This is a genomic window from Campylobacter estrildidarum, from assembly GCF_005406205.1.
Lineage (GTDB): Bacteria > Campylobacterota > Campylobacteria > Campylobacterales > Campylobacteraceae > Campylobacter_D > Campylobacter_D estrildidarum.
This window is the reverse complement of sequence record NZ_NXLZ01000005.1, coordinates 40,561-58,725: the sequence shown is the minus strand read 5'-3', so window position 1 is coordinate 58,725 and position 18,165 is coordinate 40,561. Positions and strand designations below refer to the sequence as shown.

The 18,165-nt window shown below is 30.7% G+C and carries 15 protein-coding genes, 4 tRNA genes and 1 pseudogene; 10 read left to right on the top strand and 10 right to left on the bottom strand.

Annotated elements, in window-relative coordinates; genetic code table 11:
• Positions 1 to 3: 3 nt before the first annotated feature.
• Entirely contained in the window at positions 4 to 1,074 is a 1,071-nt protein-coding gene (rlmN, locus tag CQA69_RS03895; RefSeq protein ID WP_137620516.1) for a 23S rRNA (adenine(2503)-C(2))-methyltransferase RlmN, read from the top strand.
• Positions 1,075 to 1,257: 183 nt separating this feature from the next.
• Here the strand turns inward: rlmN and CQA69_RS03890 are convergent, their stop codons facing one another.
• The 3 genes from CQA69_RS03890 to CQA69_RS03880 all read right to left on the bottom strand — a co-directional run bounded on the left by CQA69_RS03890 (position 1,258) and on the right by CQA69_RS03880 (position 2,060).
• Positions 1,258 to 1,533 carry a hypothetical protein gene (locus CQA69_RS03890; RefSeq protein ID WP_212741625.1) on the bottom strand — a complete coding sequence of 92 codons (276 nt, stop codon included), beginning with the start codon at positions 1,531 to 1,533 and terminating at the stop codon, positions 1,258 to 1,260.
• Entirely contained in the window at positions 1,533 to 1,847 is a 315-nt protein-coding gene (locus tag CQA69_RS03885) for a hypothetical protein (RefSeq protein ID WP_137620515.1), read from the bottom strand. Before CQA69_RS03885 ends, CQA69_RS03890 begins: the two co-directional genes overlap by 1 nt.
• A 136-nt stretch (positions 1,848 to 1,983) precedes the next feature.
• Positions 1,984 to 2,060 (bottom strand) — tRNA-Met (locus tag CQA69_RS03880).
• 82 nt (positions 2,061 to 2,142) lie between these two features.
• Between CQA69_RS03880 and CQA69_RS03875 the strand changes: the two genes are divergently transcribed.
• The 4 genes from CQA69_RS03875 to CQA69_RS03860 all read left to right on the top strand — a co-directional run bounded on the left by CQA69_RS03875 (position 2,143) and on the right by CQA69_RS03860 (position 3,356).
• Positions 2,143 to 2,230, top strand: a tRNA-Ser gene (locus CQA69_RS03875).
• A gap of 155 nt (positions 2,231 to 2,385) precedes the next feature.
• Positions 2,386 to 2,461, top strand: a tRNA-Ala gene (locus CQA69_RS03870).
• A 2-nt stretch (positions 2,462 to 2,463) separates the two neighbouring features.
• Positions 2,464 to 2,539, top strand: a tRNA-Val gene (locus tag CQA69_RS03865).
• A 187-nt stretch (positions 2,540 to 2,726) separates the two neighbouring features.
• Complete coding sequence (locus CQA69_RS03860) at positions 2,727 to 3,356, top strand: hypothetical protein (RefSeq protein WP_137620514.1); 630 nt, start codon at positions 2,727 to 2,729, stop codon at positions 3,354 to 3,356.
• Here the strand turns inward: CQA69_RS03860 and CQA69_RS03855 are convergent, their stop codons facing one another.
• From CQA69_RS03855 to ruvC, 5 genes are all read right to left on the bottom strand, one after another.
• Entirely contained in the window at positions 3,357 to 4,337 is a 981-nt protein-coding gene (locus CQA69_RS03855) for a Gfo/Idh/MocA family protein (protein ID WP_137620513.1), read from the bottom strand.
• Positions 4,321 to 4,965 (bottom strand): outer membrane beta-barrel protein, encoded by a 645-nt coding sequence (locus tag CQA69_RS03850; protein WP_137620512.1) that lies wholly within the window; start codon positions 4,963 to 4,965, stop codon positions 4,321 to 4,323. The genes CQA69_RS03855 and CQA69_RS03850 overlap by 17 nt, the downstream gene beginning before the upstream one ends.
• A gap of 132 nt (positions 4,966 to 5,097) precedes the next feature.
• Positions 5,098 to 5,487 carry a preQ(1) synthase gene (gene queF / locus CQA69_RS03845; protein ID WP_137620511.1) on the bottom strand — a complete coding sequence of 130 codons (390 nt, stop codon included), beginning with the start codon at positions 5,485 to 5,487 and terminating at the stop codon, positions 5,098 to 5,100.
• 321 nt (positions 5,488 to 5,808) lie between these two features.
• Positions 5,809 to 8,358, bottom strand: coding sequence for a flagellar hook protein FlgE (flgE, locus tag CQA69_RS03840; RefSeq protein WP_137620510.1), 2,550 nt, complete (start codon positions 8,356 to 8,358; stop codon positions 5,809 to 5,811).
• 182 nt (positions 8,359 to 8,540) lie between these two features.
• Entirely contained in the window at positions 8,541 to 9,017 is a 477-nt protein-coding gene (gene ruvC, locus CQA69_RS03835; protein ID WP_137620509.1) for a crossover junction endodeoxyribonuclease RuvC, read from the bottom strand.
• A gap of 85 nt (positions 9,018 to 9,102) precedes the next feature.
• On the opposite strand from ruvC, the gene dnaA reads away from it, so the two are divergent.
• From dnaA to CQA69_RS03815, 4 genes and pseudogenes are all read left to right on the top strand, one after another.
• On the top strand, positions 9,103 to 10,425 hold the full coding sequence (gene dnaA / locus CQA69_RS03830) for a chromosomal replication initiator protein DnaA (protein WP_137620508.1): 1,323 nt from the start codon (positions 9,103 to 9,105) through the stop codon (positions 10,423 to 10,425).
• Between the two features lie 161 nt (positions 10,426 to 10,586).
• Positions 10,587 to 11,654 carry a DNA polymerase III subunit beta gene (dnaN, locus tag CQA69_RS03825; protein WP_137620507.1) on the top strand — a complete coding sequence of 356 codons (1,068 nt, stop codon included), beginning with the start codon at positions 10,587 to 10,589 and terminating at the stop codon, positions 11,652 to 11,654.
• Positions 11,655 to 11,686: 32 nt separating this feature from the next.
• The gene (gyrB, locus tag CQA69_RS03820; protein WP_137620506.1) at positions 11,687 to 13,999 is read left to right on the top strand and encodes a DNA topoisomerase (ATP-hydrolyzing) subunit B; all 2,313 of its coding nucleotides are present in this window, start codon (positions 11,687 to 11,689) and stop codon (positions 13,997 to 13,999) included.
• A 52-nt stretch (positions 14,000 to 14,051) separates the two neighbouring features.
• Positions 14,052 to 15,013, top strand: a pseudogene (locus CQA69_RS03815) (HTH domain-containing protein).
• Between the two features lie 47 nt (positions 15,014 to 15,060).
• On the opposite strand, the gene sorB reads toward CQA69_RS03815, so the two are convergent.
• Positions 15,061 to 15,399, bottom strand: coding sequence for a sulfite:cytochrome c oxidoreductase monoheme cytochrome C subunit (gene sorB, locus CQA69_RS03810; RefSeq protein ID WP_137620505.1), 339 nt, complete (start codon positions 15,397 to 15,399; stop codon positions 15,061 to 15,063).
• A gap of 2 nt (positions 15,400 to 15,401) precedes the next feature.
• Positions 15,402 to 16,640, bottom strand: coding sequence for a sulfite:cytochrome c oxidoreductase molybdopterin oxidoreductase subunit (gene sorA / locus CQA69_RS03805; RefSeq protein WP_137620504.1), 1,239 nt, complete (start codon positions 16,638 to 16,640; stop codon positions 15,402 to 15,404).
• Positions 16,641 to 16,843: 203 nt separating this feature from the next.
• Here sorA and CQA69_RS03800 point away from each other — a divergent pair, with 203 nt between their 5' ends.
• Positions 16,844 to 18,145, top strand: coding sequence for a Na+/H+ antiporter family protein (locus CQA69_RS03800; RefSeq protein ID WP_137620503.1), 1,302 nt, complete (start codon positions 16,844 to 16,846; stop codon positions 18,143 to 18,145).
• Positions 18,146 to 18,165: the final 20 nt, after the last annotated feature.

The following is an 18,165-nucleotide window of genomic DNA, read 5'->3' as shown; positions in this document are numbered from 1 at the left end:
TATTTGCAAAATTTGATTAATATTTTAGATTTTCTTCCTGAAGAATTAGAAGATAAAATTCAACCAATGTTTCGTGTGAAACAAATTTATCAATGGATTTATCAAAAATATGCCGATAACTTCTTAGAAATGAGTTCTTTACCTAAAAATTTGAGAGAAGAATTGAATAAAAGCTATTATTTTGATGCCTTAAAATGTATTTTCAAAGAAAAAAGTAAAGATGGAAGTATAAAATATCTTTTTGAATTAAAAGATGGCTTACGTATAGAAAGTGTTTTGCTACCTATGAAAAAAGAAAAATTTGACGAAAAAGGTAAAAGAATAGCTCATGCAAAATTTACAATCTGCGTCTCATCTCAAGTAGGTTGTAAAAGTGGATGTAGTTTTTGTCTAACTGCAAAAGGAGGGCTTAAAAGAAATCTTAGTGCAGGTGAAATAGTTGCCCAAATTCTTTACATAAAAAAAGACAATCAAATTCCCTATGAAAGAAGAATCAATATAGTTTATATGGGTATGGGAGAACCACTTGATAATCTTAAAAATGTCGCTAAAGCTGTTAAAATACTCTCTTGTAACGACGGCTTAGCCATCAGTCCCCGTAGGCAAACCATCAGCACAAGTGGTCTAGCTAAACAAATCAAAGAGCTGGGAGAAATGAATTTAGGAGTACTTCTTGCCATATCGCTCCATGCGGTAAATGATGAACTTCGCACAGAATTAATGCCGATCAATAAAGCTTACAACATAGCTACGATAATGGAAGCTGTAAGAAAATTTCCTATAGATCAAAGAAAAAGAGTTATGTTTGAGTATCTCTTGATCGATGGTATTAATGACAAAATCGAGCACGCTAAAGAATTAGTCAAACTTCTAAATGGTATTAAAGCAAAAGTCAATTTAATACTTTTTAATCCACACGAAGGAAGTTTATACCAGCGTCCTAAATTAGAAAATGCTATCAAATTTCAAGATTTACTCAGCCAAAAAGGCGTAACTTGCACCATAAGAGAGAGCAAAGGACTTGATATTTCGGCCGCTTGTGGACAATTAAAAGAAAGGATAAAAACATCTTGACAAGTTTAGATATTTTTGAAATTATTTTTGTATCTATTGTTGTAATTGTTGGTTTTTTTGGAATGGCTTGGGTGATTTTTAAAGATAAATCAAATTCAAAATAAGCTTATTATTCTTGATATAAAAACAAAATTGTTTTAATATCTAAAAATTTAAATAGCCTTAATTATAATTATATGTTTATTATTTATTTTTAACTATTTTCAGCCAAAGTTGATTCGATCTTGGAAATTCTATTTTTTGAAGTTGCTTTAGAATTTTTTTGAGTTCTTTATCATCCAAATTTAAAAATTCTTTACAAAAGAAACCTTCCTCAAAAACATTGAATCTTTCATCTGATATTTTTTGAACTTTTATAGCTCTGTCTTTTTTTGAAGTTTGAAAAATTAAAATATCCAAGGGATCAATTTGCTTTAAATTTTTAAAACAAATTTGAATAAAATCTTTATTTTGTATCATTACACTACTTTTGCTATTTCTTTTGTAAAATCAGCCTTAATCAAAGTCTTGGAAATATAAAAAATCCTAATATCATCTCCATCAAAAATATACGCCAAACGATAAGCTTGCTTAGGCAGTTTTAGTTTGTACTCATAAATCGTTTTATTTTTATATTTACAATCTTTAACTTGTTTTATTTTATGCGGAGTTTGATAAATAAAAGTTTTTGTATTTTCACAAATGATTTTATAAACCAATTCTTTATCTATTTTTAAATGTGAGAAAAATTTTTCTAAATATAAATTATTTTCTAAAATGATATTTTTTTCCATTGGGTATTTTTTAGTATAAATTATCTAAAAACAAGCAAAACTATATAAAATGAATCAATATTTATAAAACATTGCAAACAAAAAATTACCAAAATCCTAAAAAAATCACACATGATTGTATAAATGTAGATTTAAATGGTGTCAAGGGGGAGACTTGAACTCCCGACCTCCGGCTTATGAGACCAGCGCTCTAACCAGCTGAGCTACCCTGACAAAAGTTTTTAAGTCAAAATTATAACTTTTTTTTCTAAAATTTTTCTTTATCATAGAAAATTTTAGCTATAATAACGCTTTTAGACAGGTGTCCGAGCGGTTGAAGGAGCACGCCTGGAACGCGTGTAAAGTGCAAGCTTTCGAGGGTTCGAATCCCTTCCTGTCTGCCAAATATTACTGGTTTTGGTAAAATATTTCTATTATTCTAAACAATTAGAATTAAACCAAAAAGAAATCTTAATCCGATAAAAATCATAAAAATTTAATTTTCACTTAAATTTTCAGGCAAAAAAAAGTAATATTTTATTATAATTCAAATTTTTAAGGGGCATTAGCTCAGCTGGGAGAGCACAACGCTGGCAGCGTTGGGGTCAGCGGTTCGAACCCGCTATGCTCCACCATTGGTTCCGTAGCTCAGTTGGTAGAGCACTACCTTGACATGGTAGTGGTCGTTGGTTCAAGTCCAATCGGAGCCACCATTTTTTATAATTTTAACCTTTACAAGCTTTTCTAGGTATAAAATAAATTCTCATAAAAACGATATAGTAAATTAGTTCGTAAAAATAAATGTGATATAATTAATACAAAACTTTTTAATATTTTGATATTTTTAGGAATATTTCAAAATCAGTTATAGAAGTATTTAACAAAAGAAGGATTTTTTTTATGTTAAAAGAATTACTTGAAATCAAAAAAGAAATGGAACCAATAATCCATGAAGCTAATGTCAAGCTCAATGTTCTAGCAAGAGAAGTTATCGTTCGTAAAAAAGAATATGAAATTTATGGTCCTATGATCGATCGTGTCTATCTTGATAATGCAATTTATGTCAAGGTAATGTCTAGCGGACGTGATGCAAAAAGCGACAATGTTCAAATTAAAAATGGTTTTTATATGGTTTTTGTCGCTCCTGAAAAAGAAAGCACTAAAGATATCAAAAATAAACTCAAAGTTGCTTATGAAGGGCTTGATAATAAATTCATCTCTTCTTTGGTTCGTTCTTGCCAACGCTTTAAAGAGATTATCAATAAAACTCAAGCAACTCTAACCAAAGCTTCCCAAATGAATGTTTTGATTAAAACCAATTTAGGCGAAGCGAGTGCTGCGCTTAAATTTAATATCGTTATAGAATACACAAAAGACAATCAAAAACTCACTCGCGAAAATTCAAAATCAGCTGGAAGTTTTAGAGATACAAAGACTTATATCAATCTCGTTGTTGAAAAAAGTACAGAATCAAGAATTTGTGAAAAATTGCTTGATGATGTAGAAAAATATTTTATTGGTGGTGGTTGATCACTCACTGGTAAATTTCACACCCATTTTTTCACGCACTCTATCCATCAAATTCATCATTTTTAAGATTTCTTCATGATTCATTGCATCGCATTCTATTTTATTTTGCTCTAAAGCTTTAAAACAGGCTTGAAATTCATACTCAAAGCCATTGATTTGAGTCGGCACTACACAATCTTTTATCAACTTTCTTTCCTTATCATAAACTTTTATAAGACTAGGATTGTTGATATTATCGACACAAATATAACCTTTCGTTCCATTTATAACGCCTTTTCTATCACTTATAGCAGTTACGCTTGAATTTAAAAAAGCAAAAGCACCTGTGTCAAATTCCAAAATAATCCCATTACTTTCATCCACACCGCTAGGCATTTTTTTACAAGTTGCGATCACATTTTTAATTTCATCTTTTAAAAAACTAAGTGCGAAATTAAGCGTATAAACTCCTACATCGAGTAAGGCACCGCCTCCAAGCTCTAAACTTGTTATGCGGTTTTTATGTTTGACATTGTAAGCTAAATTTGCCTCTATACTGACTATTTCACCGATCAAATCTTTAGCTAAAAGATCTTTGATTATGTCTATATAAGGCATATAACGTGTCCAAATAGCTTCAGCCAAAAGTAAATTTTTAGCTCTTGCTAATTCCACAAGCTCTTTAGCCTGTTTGAAATTTAAGGTAAAAGATTTTTCACAAAGAACATTTTTATGATTTTCAAGGCAAAGTTTTATATGCTCATAGTGCAAAGAATGCGGAGTATTGATATAAACAAGATCGATATTTTGATCTTTGAGTAATTCTTCATAATTTGTATAAAATTTTTCAAAACCGTGCATCAAGGCAAAATCCTTCGCACGGCTTAAGGATCCCACCGCATAAGGGTGAAATCCTGCTTGTTTTAACATAGGTGCGATCTTATTTGCTATAGATCCGGCACCTAAAAAAGCGACATTTTTTCGCTTAGAATTTATAGGCATAACCTAAATATATCCCGTAATTTCTTTGTGTAGGATCATAAAAATTGGATCCGATTTTACTTGTATGAAAATTTCTAGAATTATAGTTTATTTGTTCTGCTTTAAAACCCAATTCTATTTCATTACGTGGAGTTAGCTCGTATATAGCACCGATTTTAGCTCCATAAACAAAACCATCAAAGTCTTGAGATAAAGATAAAAATGTTGTTTTAAGATCAATATTGGTTTTTGCATATCCAGAATATACACCCAAAACCGCTCTTGTTTTTTCAAAAAGTTTTGGAGTAAAATCATAACCCAATAAAAACTTATGTGTAGTAAAATCACCCTCTATTTGAATTCTTGGAGTTTTAATCAAATCATTAAATTCATCAGAATAATTATAAGCGGCATAAATTCTATGTGATTCATTGAAACGATAGCCTGCTCTTAAACCAAAAGCTGGAAGATTACCTGACACATCTCCATTAAAAGTTAAACCCGTTTTATTGTGCTTGAGATCCCCTTTTACTTGAGTATGTATCCAAGCCGCATCCATTCCCATAAAAAAGCCTGAATTTTCATCAGCTAAAGCCAAATTTGTAAATAAACAAGTGCCAACAGCTACGCTTAATAATGTCTTTTTCATATTTTTTCCTTTAAAATATTTAATATTATAATCTAAACAATATTTTAGATTATATTAATTATATAATTTTAATATTTAATATCATAATTTTTAAACACAAATTTTTAGTTTTTGCTAAGAATTGTGAATATTTTACTCATTTTTAGGCACCACCATATCACTGCGACATTCTATAACTGTATGCACATTTCCGCGTGGATTGAAATCCCCTACAACTTTGATCCATTTTGGCTTGAGTTTGTCTTTTAAGGTGCTGTAAATTTCATTGATACTTGCTTCATGTGAAACATTTCTATGCATGAAAGTATTGATATAAAGTTTTATAGCCTTAAGTTCTACCACAAATTTATCTGGCATATACTCAAGATATATTGTCGCAAAATCAGGATAACCACTCCTAGGACAACAGCACATGAATTCAGGTAAAGTGATCTTTATGATATAGTCATTTTTAGCATCATTAGGCCAAATTTCCATATTATCTACATTAAATTCTTTGATTTCTTTTTCGCCATAACGCATTTATTTTTCCTTGTGATAAATTAAAAATTCAAATTATAGCAAATTTCATTCTTGCAAAAATTTAAAATCTTAACTTGTATTAAGTAAGGATAGTTTTTAAGAATAAATTCTAAAAAAGATAAATTCTAAATTTGATAATTTTCAAAATTAATTGCAACTCACTCAAAAAAGAGCGAGTTAGCAATAATCTTGAAGGCAGTCAAGTCTAATCCAGTATTACAAATCTACCAAAATAGACTTGTAAAGCAAGATTTGCTCTCATAAGCGAGTTTTCCCACAAAAAGTGGGAAAATTTATAAAGAATTAAAAAGATCATAAAAATTATTGTTTCAACTGAATCAAAGTTTGAAGCATTTGATCACTAGTTGAAATCGTTTTAGAGTTTGCTTGATAACCTCTTTGGATGATGATAAGTTCTGTTAAAGAACGACTCAAATCCACGTTTGACATTTCAAGAGCTGAAGTTTTCATATCACCGCGACCACCTGTTCCAGCTTCACCTACTACGATATCCCCACTATTTGCAGTTACCTTATAAAGGTTTCCGCCGATTTCTTCAAGACCTGAGTTATTTGCCACAGAAGCCATAGCCATTTTTGCTACAGCAAAAGTCATACCGTTTGTAAATTCACCTAAAATATTTCCTTTATCATCTACACGAAGTGCATCAGGTTTTAAGTTTCCTGAAGTATAACCATCAGTTGCTTGACTTGTTAAAGCTGAAGCAGAGTTTGAGCTTACAAGGCCGTCATTACTTCCGCTTGTTCCAAAGCTGAGTTTGATTTGTTGATTTGGTGCTGCACCATTGTTTGGTGAGAAATTTAACGTTCTTGGATTATAAGAAGATAAAGATCCATCATTGTTAAATCTTGCAGTTCCTACAACGATGTTACTAGGACCTTCACCTGTAGTGTTGATCTCGGCAGGTTCTGGAACACGGATGATCATTTGCCATTCATTACCTCCATCTTGAGTGGTGCTTTGTTTTACAAATTGCACTTCTAAGGTATGTTTAGATCCTAAAGAGTCATAAATTTCAAGTCCAGCTGAAAAAGAACTTAGTTTTAAAAGTTCGCTTTGTTTTACTTGGTTTCCTGCAGGGAAAACTCCATCAAGACCTTTAAAGATCTTAGTAAAAGCATCATTAGTGCTTACCTTACCTAAACTATCTGTATAAGAAGTTACATTAAAACTCATATTATGAGCGGTAAAATCTAAAGTTGGGCCACCTGCTGATAAATTTGGACTTTGGCTAGTTTCATTAGGATTTGTGATAGAAAAAGCACCAGAATCATTGACTACTACTTTAACGCCTTCATTAACATCAGATGCCGCAAAATCTCCACTTCCATCATAATCAACCCCATATCTTGCATCTCTTTGCAAAAGTTCTCTTAAATCTTCAGTAGAATGAAATACCCTTTCATCAGTATTAAGCAAAGCTCCATCATGCACAGCATTATAATAATTTTTAGAAGCAGGATCGGTTGGAGCTTGATTAGCAGCTCCAGGTTTATATCCATTTCCACCATCAGGATTATACATAGGAGGAAGATCTTGAGCTGAAGAACTATAGATATACTTATGAGCAGTGATAACTTGTTTTTTAGTATCTCCACCTTTTGTTATATTTGTTCCTGCTACTGTTTCTGCAGTCCATAAGGTTTTATCATCAGTTTTATTACTTTTAAATGTAAAATTACCTTCTGCTCCATCTGCTCCATCTGTCCAAGTTGCAGTCCAAATTTCACCAGCTGTGTTTTCTTTATTAACGGTTAGATTGATATTTTTCATATTGTCAGTAGTGCCGTTTGAATTGTCATTAACAAATTCTATACCGCTACCATCTTTACTTTTTACAGCTTTAACTCCTGTTCCTGGTCTGCTATCGTTAGGAACAGTAAAAGAATTAATATAAGCTACCGCTTCATCGATACTTCCTATAGATTCATTTTCAATTTTTACTCCATTTAAAACTATACTTAAATGAACTTTATTATCTGTATTTCCCCAAAAAGCTGCCGTCTGATTTGTATGATTATTTTCATCAAAAGCACTCATACCTGCTTTATTAGTTTCATATTTAGCATCCGCATAAGATACCCAAATCCCTTGACCATCTCTTAAATTTAGACCTGTTCCACTTGCATTAAATAAAGAAGCACAATCAACCCCTTTTTCAGTTACATCGATAGCATTTTTTGAAGTGGTATAAAACTGAGTTGTGCCTGTATCGTTTTCATCTTTGGTTTCACCTGTTTTTTTGTTATATCCATGGATAGAATCTAAAGAATACAATGGTCTGCTTGCTGTTCCTATGCTAAGACCACTATTAAGATTTGCTTTGATAGCCACTTCAGTTGATTGTGCTGCAGGGATATGCATACCTGGATCGATAAAAATATTTTGCGGACTTCTTGAAGAATCTATACTTTGAGTACTCCAGTCTATATTCCAACCTTGGACAATATAACCTGCATTATTAACAAAGTTTCCATGAGAATCAAGTTTAAAATCCCCGCTTCTTGTAAGGTAATTTGTCAAACCACCATCATCACTTACCATAAAAAAGCCATCTCCATTGATCGCAACGTCGGTATTTTTATCTGTAGTTTGAACTGATCCTTGAGAATGAATTCTTGTGGTTGAACTTACAGAAACACCTAGTCCAATTTGAAGTGGATTTTGTCCGCCTCTACCATCAGTTGGTGTTGTAGCAATTTTAACTGTTTGACTAAACATCGTTCCAAAATCGGCACGAGAATACTTAAAACCTGTAGTATTAACGTTAGAAATATTATTACCCTCAACGTCCATAGCTACTTGATGTGCTTGAAGTCCGCTTACTCCGGACCAAAGTGATCTCATCATAATTAAATCCTTTATAAAATATTGCTTTTTTAACGCATTTGCGTTTATGCAATTTTATAAGCAAGTTCTGTTCCAACTTTTTAAATTTTTTGATAAAAATTTTGTTTTTTAGTAAAAATTTCTAAGATTTTTATATTTTAATATAGAAGTCTATAAATAATATGGTATGAATTTAAGCGTAATTATACTCTTACTCTTAAATTCGCTGCGTGAGTTAAAGCAACTGCTATAGCATCTGTGATATCTAAAGGTTTGATTTCTTTACTAAGTCCTAAAAGTCTTTTTACCATAAAAGCAACCTGTTCTTTTGTCGCTTTTGCTTTTCCTGTAACGGCTTTTTTAACTTGTAAAGGAGTGTACTCTGCAAAGTCACCGTGAATTTGTAAAATTTTTAAACTCAAAGCCCCGCGAAATTGTGCGAGTTTTAAAACGGTTTTTGGATTATAAGCAAAAAAGATATCTTCTATAGCCACCTCATCAAAATGATGTGCTTTAAAAATAAGATCTAAACCCTCACAAAGCTCGGTAATTTGATACTGCAAGGTGCTAGGCTTGATCTTAATAAGCCCTGCTTCTATGAGAATAGTTTTGTTTTTATTTGCCTCTATGATAGCATAACCACAATTTCTTGAACCTGGATCAATCCCTAAAATTTTCAATTTTTGCCTTTAAAATAAAATAGATTTTAACCTTTTTTTATAAAATTTAAGATAAAATTTATACATTTAAAATTAAAGAGAGATGATGAGCCCAAATGATATACTCCAAAATTTAAAAAAAGAGTTAAGTGAAAACGAATACGAAAATTATATATCTACTTTAAAATTCAATGAAAAACAAAGCAAAGCCGATCTTTTAGTTTTTAACGCTCCTAATGAACTCATCGCTAAATTCATACAAACAAAATATGCACATCAAATTTCACATTTTTATGAAGTGCAAAGTGGAATAAAAGCTAATATCAAAATACAAGCACAAAATCAAAAACATACAAAAAGTACTATAAAAATAGATATAGCAAATATAAAAGCACAAAGCACGATTTTAAATCCTTCTTTTACTTTTGAAAGTTTTGTAGTAGGAGATTCTAACAAATACGCTTATGGAGCTTGTAGAGCTGTTGCACATAAAGATAAACTTGGAAAGCTCTATAATCCTATATTTGTCTATGGCTCTACAGGGCTTGGTAAAACGCATTTACTCCAAGCTGTAGGTAATGCAAGTTTAGAAATGGGTAAAAAAGTGATCTACGCTACAAGTGAAAATTTTGTCAATGAATTCACCTCAAATCTAAAAAATGGCTCCTTAGATAAATTTCACGATAAATATAGAAACTGTGATGTTTTACTCATAGACGATGTGCAGTTTTTAGGAAAAACGGATAAAATTCAGGAAGAATTTTTCTTTATATTTAATGAAATCAAAAACAACGATGGGCAAATCATTATGACTTCAGATAATCCGCCTAATTTGCTAAAGGGCATTACAGAACGTTTAAAAAGCCGTTTTTCTCATGGAATTATCGCAGATATCACACCACCTCAACTTGATACTAAAATAGCAATCATAAGAAAAAAATGCGAATTTAACGATATCAATCTTTCTAGTGATATCATAAACTATATTGCCACTTCTTTAGGGGACAATATACGAGAAATTGAAGGGATTATCATCAGTTTAAATGCTTATGCAAATATAGTCGGACAAGAAATCACACTCGAGCTTGCAAAAAGCGTGATGAAAGATCACATCAAAGAAAAAAAAGAAAATATCAGCATAGAAGATATTTTAACCTTAGTTTGTAAAGAATTTAACATCAAGCCAAGTGATGTGAAATCAAATAAAAAAACGCAAAATGTAGTTACAGCTAGACGTATAGCAATTTACCTATCGAGGGAACTTACTAGCCTTACTTTTTCACAATTGGCTAATTTTTTTATGATGAAAGATCATACAGCCATTTCACATAGTGTGAAAAAAATAAAAGAATTAATGGAAGAAAATAATGAAATTAAAATAAAAATTGAAGAATTAAAGAATAAAATTTTAGCTAAAAGTCAAATTTAAGTGAAAAAATGTGAAAAAAATAAAAAGGGTATGTGAAAAAAATAGAATTAAGCAAAGTATGGTAAAATACAAATTTAATGATTTTTTTCTAAAAAATTTCACAATTTCAACAGACTTATTATTACAACGAATTTAAAATTAAATAAAAGCAAGGAGAAAAAATGAAACTCAGTATCAACAAAAATACTCTTGAATCAGCAATACTTTTATGTAATGCCTATGTAGAAAAAAAAGATGCTAGCACAATCACTTCACATCTACTTTTTCAAGCTGAAGAAGATAAACTCATCATAAAAGCAAGTGATTTTGAAATAGGCATTAATTATAAAATCAGAAAAATTCGCGTTGAAGATAGTGGCTTTGCAACAGCAAATGCAAAAAGTATAGCTGATGTTGTTAAAAGTTTAAATAATGAAGAAGTAGTTTTAGAAACTATAGATAATTTCTTATTTATCAGACAAAAAAGAACCAAATATAAATTGCCTATGTTTAATTATGAAGATTTTCCTAATTTTCCAAAAACCGAAGGAAAAAATCAATTTGATATTGATTCAAGTGATTTAAGTCGTTCTCTTAAAAAAATCTTACCAAGCATCGATACAAATAACCCAAAATACTCTTTAAATGGTGCATTTTTAGATATAAAAACAGACAAAATCAATTTTGTTGGAACTGATACTAGACGCCTTGCTGTTTATACTCTTGAAAAAACAAACCCTCAAGAATTTTCTATTAGTATCCCTAAAAAAGCCATTATGGAAATGCAAAAACTTTTTTATGAAAAAATAGAAATTTATTATGATCAAAATATGCTTATCGCTAAAAATGACAATTTTGAATTCTTTACTAAACTTATCAACGATAAATTCCCAGATTATGAAAAAGTTATTCCTAAAGAATTCAAACAAAGTCTTGAATTTTCAACTGAAAATTTCATAGATAGTCTTAGAAAAATCAGTGTTGTAACTGAAAAAATGAAACTTCATTTTAATAAAGACAAAATTATCTTTGAAGGTATAAGCTTAGATAATATGGAAGCAAAAACTGAACTTGAAATTCAAACAAATGTGAGTGAAGAATTTAACTTAACTATAAAAATAAAACATCTACTTGATTTCTTAACCTCTATAGAAGAAGAGAAATTTACTTTAGATGTTAATGAATCTAATTTGGCCTTTGTTGTAAGATCTCAAGGCTTGTCTATGGTTATTATGCCTATGATTTTGTAAAATTTTTTTAAAATATAAAAATAAGGAAAGATATGCAAGAAAATTACGGCGGAAGTAATATTAAAGTTTTAAAAGGCTTAGAAGCTGTTAGAAAACGCCCTGGTATGTATATAGGAGATACCAATATAGGCGGACTTCATCACATGATTTATGAAGTAGTAGATAATTCTATTGATGAAGCTATGGCTGGGCATTGTGATATTATAGATGTAGAAATTACCACTGAAGGAAGTTGTATCGTAAGTGATAATGGACGTGGTATTCCTGTAGATATGCATCCAACTGAAAATATGCCTACTTTAACCGTTGTTTTAACCGTTCTTCACGCAGGTGGGAAATTTGACAAAGATACTTATAAAGTTTCAGGTGGTTTGCACGGAGTTGGGGTTTCTGTTGTCAATGCACTTTCTAAAAAACTTGTAGCTACGGTTGAAAGAAATGGAGAAATTTACCGTCAAGAATTTTCAGAAGGCAAGGTTACAAGCGAATTTAGCATAATAGGAAAAAGTGAAAAAACAGGAACGACAATTGAATTTTGGCCTGATAATACCATTTTTGAAGTGACTGAATTTGATTATGAAATTTTGGCAAAAAGATTTAGAGAACTTGCGTATTTAAATCCAAAAATCACGATTAATTTTAAAGATAATCGTGTAGGCAGAAGTGAAAGTTTTCATTTTGAAGGTGGAATTTCACAATTTGTAAGCGATATGAATAAAAAAGAAGCTTTAACAAAACCGATTTTCTTTAGCGTAGATGAAGAAGATGTCAATGTAGAAGTGGCTTTGCTTTATAATGATACTTATAGTGAAAATTTACTCTCTTTTGTAAATAATATCAAAACTCCAGATGGCGGAACTCACGAAGCAGGTTTTAGAATGGGCTTAACTCGTGTGATCAGTAATTATATCGAAGCTAACGCTAGTGCTAGAGAAAAAGACAATAAAATCACGGGCGAAGATGTAAGGGAAGGTTTGATCGCTGTTGTAAGTGTTAAGGTGCCTGAACCACAATTTGAAGGACAAACTAAAGGAAAATTAGGATCTTCTTATGTGCGTCCTATCGTTTCAAAAGCTAGTTTTGAGTATTTGACTAAATATTTTGAAGAAAATCCTATCGAAGCAAAAGCGATTATGAATAAAGCTTTGATGGCTGCACGTGGTAGAGAAGCAGCTAAAAAAGCTAGAGAATTAACCCGTAAAAAAGAAAGTTTAAGTGTTGGAACTTTACCAGGAAAATTGGCTGATTGTCAAAGTAAAGATCCAAGTGAAAGTGAAATTTATCTTGTGGAAGGGGATTCTGCGGGTGGCTCTGCTAAACAAGGACGTGAAAGATCTTTTCAAGCAATCTTACCTTTACGTGGTAAAATTCTCAATGTTGAAAAAGCAAGACTGGATAAAATTTTAAAATCCGAACAAATCCAAAATATGATCACTGCTTTTGGTTGCGGTATAGGAGATGATTTTGATATTTCAAAATTAAGATACCATAAAATTATCATTATGACGGATGCGGATGTAGATGGATCGCACATACAAACCTTACTTTTGACTTTCTTCTTCCGTTTTATGAATGAACTTGTGGCTAATGGACATATTTATCTTGCTCAACCACCACTTTATCGTTATAAAAAAGGACAAAAAAAGGAAATTTATCTTAAAGATGAAAAAGCTTTGAATGACTATTTGATCGAAACGGGAATTGAAAGTTCTAATTATGAAGGTATAGGATTAAATGATCTTAAAGACTTTTTAAAAATTGTTGCTGCTTATAGATCAGTTTTAAATGATCTAAAGAAACGTTTTAATGTCATTTCTGTAATCCGTTATCTTATAGAAAATCCGGATTTTATCAAAGAAAATAATGAAAAACTTTTTGAAATTGTAAAAGCATTTTTAGAAAAAGAAGGACACAATATCTTAAATCATTATATCAATGAAAATGAAATTCGCATTTATGTGCAAACTGAAAATGGTTTAGAAGAGCTAATCATCAATGATGATTTGTTTTCACATCCACTTTATGAAGAAGCAAATTATATTTTTAGTAAAATTAAAGAACGTGATTTAGCTTTTGAAAAAGATATCTTAGAAATTTTAGATGAAGTTGAAAGAAATGCTAAAAAAGGAGCTTATATCCAGCGTTATAAAGGTTTAGGTGAAATGAATCCTGAACAACTTTGGGAAACTACTATGGATCCAAGTATAAGAAGACTTCTTAAAATCACCATAGAAGACGCACAAAGTGCTAATGATACCTTTAATCTTTTCATGGGTGATGAGGTAGAGCCAAGACGCGATTATATTCAAGCGCACGCTAAGGATGTGAAACATTTAGATGTGTGATCAAATAAAGAAGATTTTTTCTTCTTTATTTTAAAACCGATTTAAAGATAATTTGATGAAAAAATACAGCTTTTTAGATTTGATTATAGAAGTTTTAAAAGAGAATGAAAAATTCCTTTAAGTGCGAATGAAATTTGGCAATACGCTTTAAATAAAAACTTTGATAAAAAACTCCAAAGTTATCAAAATGGAACTTTAACTAAAACGCCAGTTGCAAGTTTAGCTGCTAAAATTTATGTTAATTTAAATGGCAAAGACTCTTTATTTTTAGTTGTTTCTAAAAATCCGACGAAATTTTGGCTAAAAGAAAGAGAAAATGAACTCAATCTTGCAAAATCAAAAAATATAGAAATTCAAAAAGAAGAAAGTAAATTTAAAGAAAGAGATTTGCATCCTTTAGTGGTTAAGTTTTTATTTGAAAGTCCTGATTTTAATCTTTATTCTAAGACTATTTTTCATGAAAAGTCCCATAAAGGAAAAAGCGGTGAAAATGAATGGATCCATCCTGATATAGTAGGCGTGCATTTTCCTTTTAAAGATTATGAAGATGAAACTTTTAAACTTTGCAAGAATTTAAATCAAATTTCTTATAAAATTTATAGTTTTGAACTTAAAATAAAACTTGATTTTTCAAATTTAAGGCAAAGTTATTTTCAAGCCGTGAGTAATTCTAGCTGGGCAAATGAAGGTTATTTGGTTGCTTTGGAATTTGATGATGAGATTATGAAAGAGCTTTGGAGATTAAACAATGCTTTTGGAATCGGATTTATCAAGCTTGATGTTAAAGATATTAATGATTCTAAAATCATCATTAAAGCTAGAGAAAAATCAAATTTAAAACTTATTACTTTAGATTTATTGGTAAATAAAAATAAAGATTTTAATGAATTTATACAAAATCTAAACAAAGATATCAATATATCAGATATTGAAAGAATAGGATATAAATTCTATGATGAAATTTATAACGATGAAAAAATGCAAAAATATTTGAAAGATAAAAAAATTATTTAAAGATTTTTATCAAAAAAAGAAATTCACTTTTTTTGATAAAATTAAGATTATTTCTTTTCTAAAAGAACAGCTAAAGGAACTCTTCTTCTAGTGTTGTATTGTTCCCCGTAATATTTTTCAAGATAATTTAAAATCTTTTCTTCATCTTCAGCAGGTATTTGCCAAAGTCCTTCTTCTGCTTGCATCCATCTAATAGCAGCTAACCAAGCTTGTTTGTTAGCGTGCATATTTGTGATCAGTCCTGAATTATGACAAGCAAGACAATTAGCTTCTACTAAAGGGGAATCAGGATCGATGATCAAACCTGTTTCAGGATTGATTTTATAATCTTGAGCAAGAGAAAAACTCAAGCTTAAAGTGAGTAAAAATAAAATTTTTTTAAACATAATCAAACTCCATATACATTCACTCTATGACAAGCATTATTGATGTATCCCCCTGGATTCCACTGAGCTAAAACCATAGGTTGGCTTTTGTTTTCGCTATCAACTGCTCTTGCCCAAATTTCATAATATCCTTTTGTAGGAATAGAAACTTGAGTGCTCCATTTTTGCCATGCTAAACGATTGAGTGGTTTTTCTACTTTTGCTTTAGTCCAAGTAACACCATAATCGCAACTTACATAAACATCTTTTACAAATAATTCTCCAGCCCAAGCTTTTCCTCTTACTTCGAATTTTTTACCAACTTTTACTTTAGTGCCATTTTTAACATTTGTGATTACAGATCTAACTGGCATTGATTCTATAATTTTTGTTTCGCCTTTGTAACTAAAATCACCTGGTTTAACAGGAGTTACAGGCACTCTATAAGATCCTTGCATTTTTTCACCATCATGAACTTTATTTCTTACAACGATTTTGCTTAGCCATTTTCCACTTGTACTTGCAGGATAACCTCCACAAACTAAACGTAAAGGATAACCATTGTATAGCGGAATATCTTTTCCTTCATAAGCCCAAGCTACTAAAGTTTCATCTTGTAAAGCTTTAGAAATAGGAACTCCACGGCTAATAGGAGAACTTTCTTCACCATTTAATTTAGTATCGATACCATAATATCCAATATAAACAGCGTCTTTTTTAAGACCGCAGTCTTCTAAAATGTCTTTTAATCTTACTCCAGTCCATCTACCACAAGCCACAGCACCATAACCCCATTGAGTTCCTTTAGTGCTTGGTAAAACTTCAGCTCTTCCATTTCCGCCACACTCAACAGTTAAAGCATAAGTATAAGTTTTGAATTTCTTTTTTAATTCATCTAAAGTATAAGTTTTAGAATTTACAACGCTTTCACCACCGATTTCTAAAGTCCAACCTTTTTTTAATCTTGCTTTGATCGTTTCTAGGGTAGGTGGAACCCCATTATTTCTAACAAAGAAATTTTCAGGCTTGGTAAAATCGCTATCTAAAGCATAAATTTCTGTTTCTGCAGTCATTGGTCTATCACCATGATAGATCAAATCTTTTTTTCCTTCGATTTTGAAATTAGGCAATTCTTTTGCTAAGGCTTTACTACCTAAGAAATTTTCAAAAGAAAAATTAGACAATGCACTTATGCCCAATAGGCCAATTCCTAAATTTTTTAGAAAATCTCTTCTGTTTTCTTTATTTTCAGTTTTTTTCATTAGGTTTCCTTTTTGTTTTAAAATACGAAATTATATTATAATTTAAATAATTTAAATAATTTATAATATTAATGTTTTTAATTAAAAAAAATGATTAAATAATATTGCTAAATTATAGTTTATGTTAACAGTATCAAGATTTTATCGCATTTTAACTAAAATTATTTTATAATCTTTAAAATTATCTTAAATAAGGAAAAAAATTGACCTTACTTACAAATCCTGTTATAGTAAGCGTTTTTATAATGAGCTTACTTTGTCTATTTCGTTTTAACGTGCTTTTAAGCCTTTTAATTTCAGCTCTTGTAGCAGGAATGCTAGATCATATGCCATTAACACAAAGTATGGATATTTTGATCGATGGCATGCAAGGAAATTTAAAAACAGCTTTGAGTTATATCATTTTAGGTGCGATCGCTGCATCCATTTCTCGCACTCACTTAACAGCGTATTTGATTAAAATAGTAAGCCATTTTATTTCTCACAAAAAATATTTATTGATTTTATCCATTGCTATAATTTCTTGTTTTTCTCAAAATTTAATTCCCATTCACGTGGCTTTCATTCCTTTACTTATACCGCCACTTTTAAGTTTATTTAATCGCTTAAAAATAGATCGCAGAGCGGTTGCTTGTGCTTTAACTTTTGGTCTTACAACCCCTTATATGGTATTACCTGTTGGTTTTGGTTTGACTTTTCAAGATCTTTTAAGAGATAATCTTGAAAAAAATGGTATCAATGTAAGTTTAAATGATGTTACTAATACAATGTATTTTGCGGCTATTTGTATGATTACTGGGCTTTTTTTAGCGATTTTTGTTTTTTATCGCAAACCAAAAGAATATAAAGAAATAGAACTTGCTAAAATCGACTTAGAAAATTTAAAAATGACACGTAAAGAGTGGGGAGTTTTGGCTGGATTGATCTTGACTTTAGTTTTGCAAATTATTACCATGAATTTACCTTTATCTGGACTTTTAGGCTTTATTTTGATGGTGGTTTTAGGAGGGGTAGAGTATCGTAATATCAATGAAATTTTTGACGATGGACTTAAAACAATGGGTTTTATTGCCTTTGTTATTCTTGTAGCAGCAGGTTATGGAGAGGTTTTAAGACACGGTGGAGCTGTAAAAGAACTTGTTGATTTTGTTATCCCGTGGATAAAAGAAAGTAAATTTTTAGCTATTTTTTTAATGCTTTTAATTGGGCTTATTATTACTATGGGCATAGGAACTTCTTTCGGGACTATTCCTATCATAGCTACGCTTTTTTGTCCTATTTGCATAGAGCTTGGTTTTAGTATCCCTTTGACAATTTTTATTTTAGGTGTAGCTGGAGCTTTAGGGGATGCTGGAAGTCCTGCTAGCGAAACTACGATGGGAACAACGGTCGGATTAAATGCTGATAAACAACACGATCACATTAAAGATACTTGTGTGCCAACTTTTATTTTTTATAATGGCCCTTTACTGATTTTAGGAAGTATTATCGCTATGTTTTTGTAGCATCTAGTTTGTATTCTTAT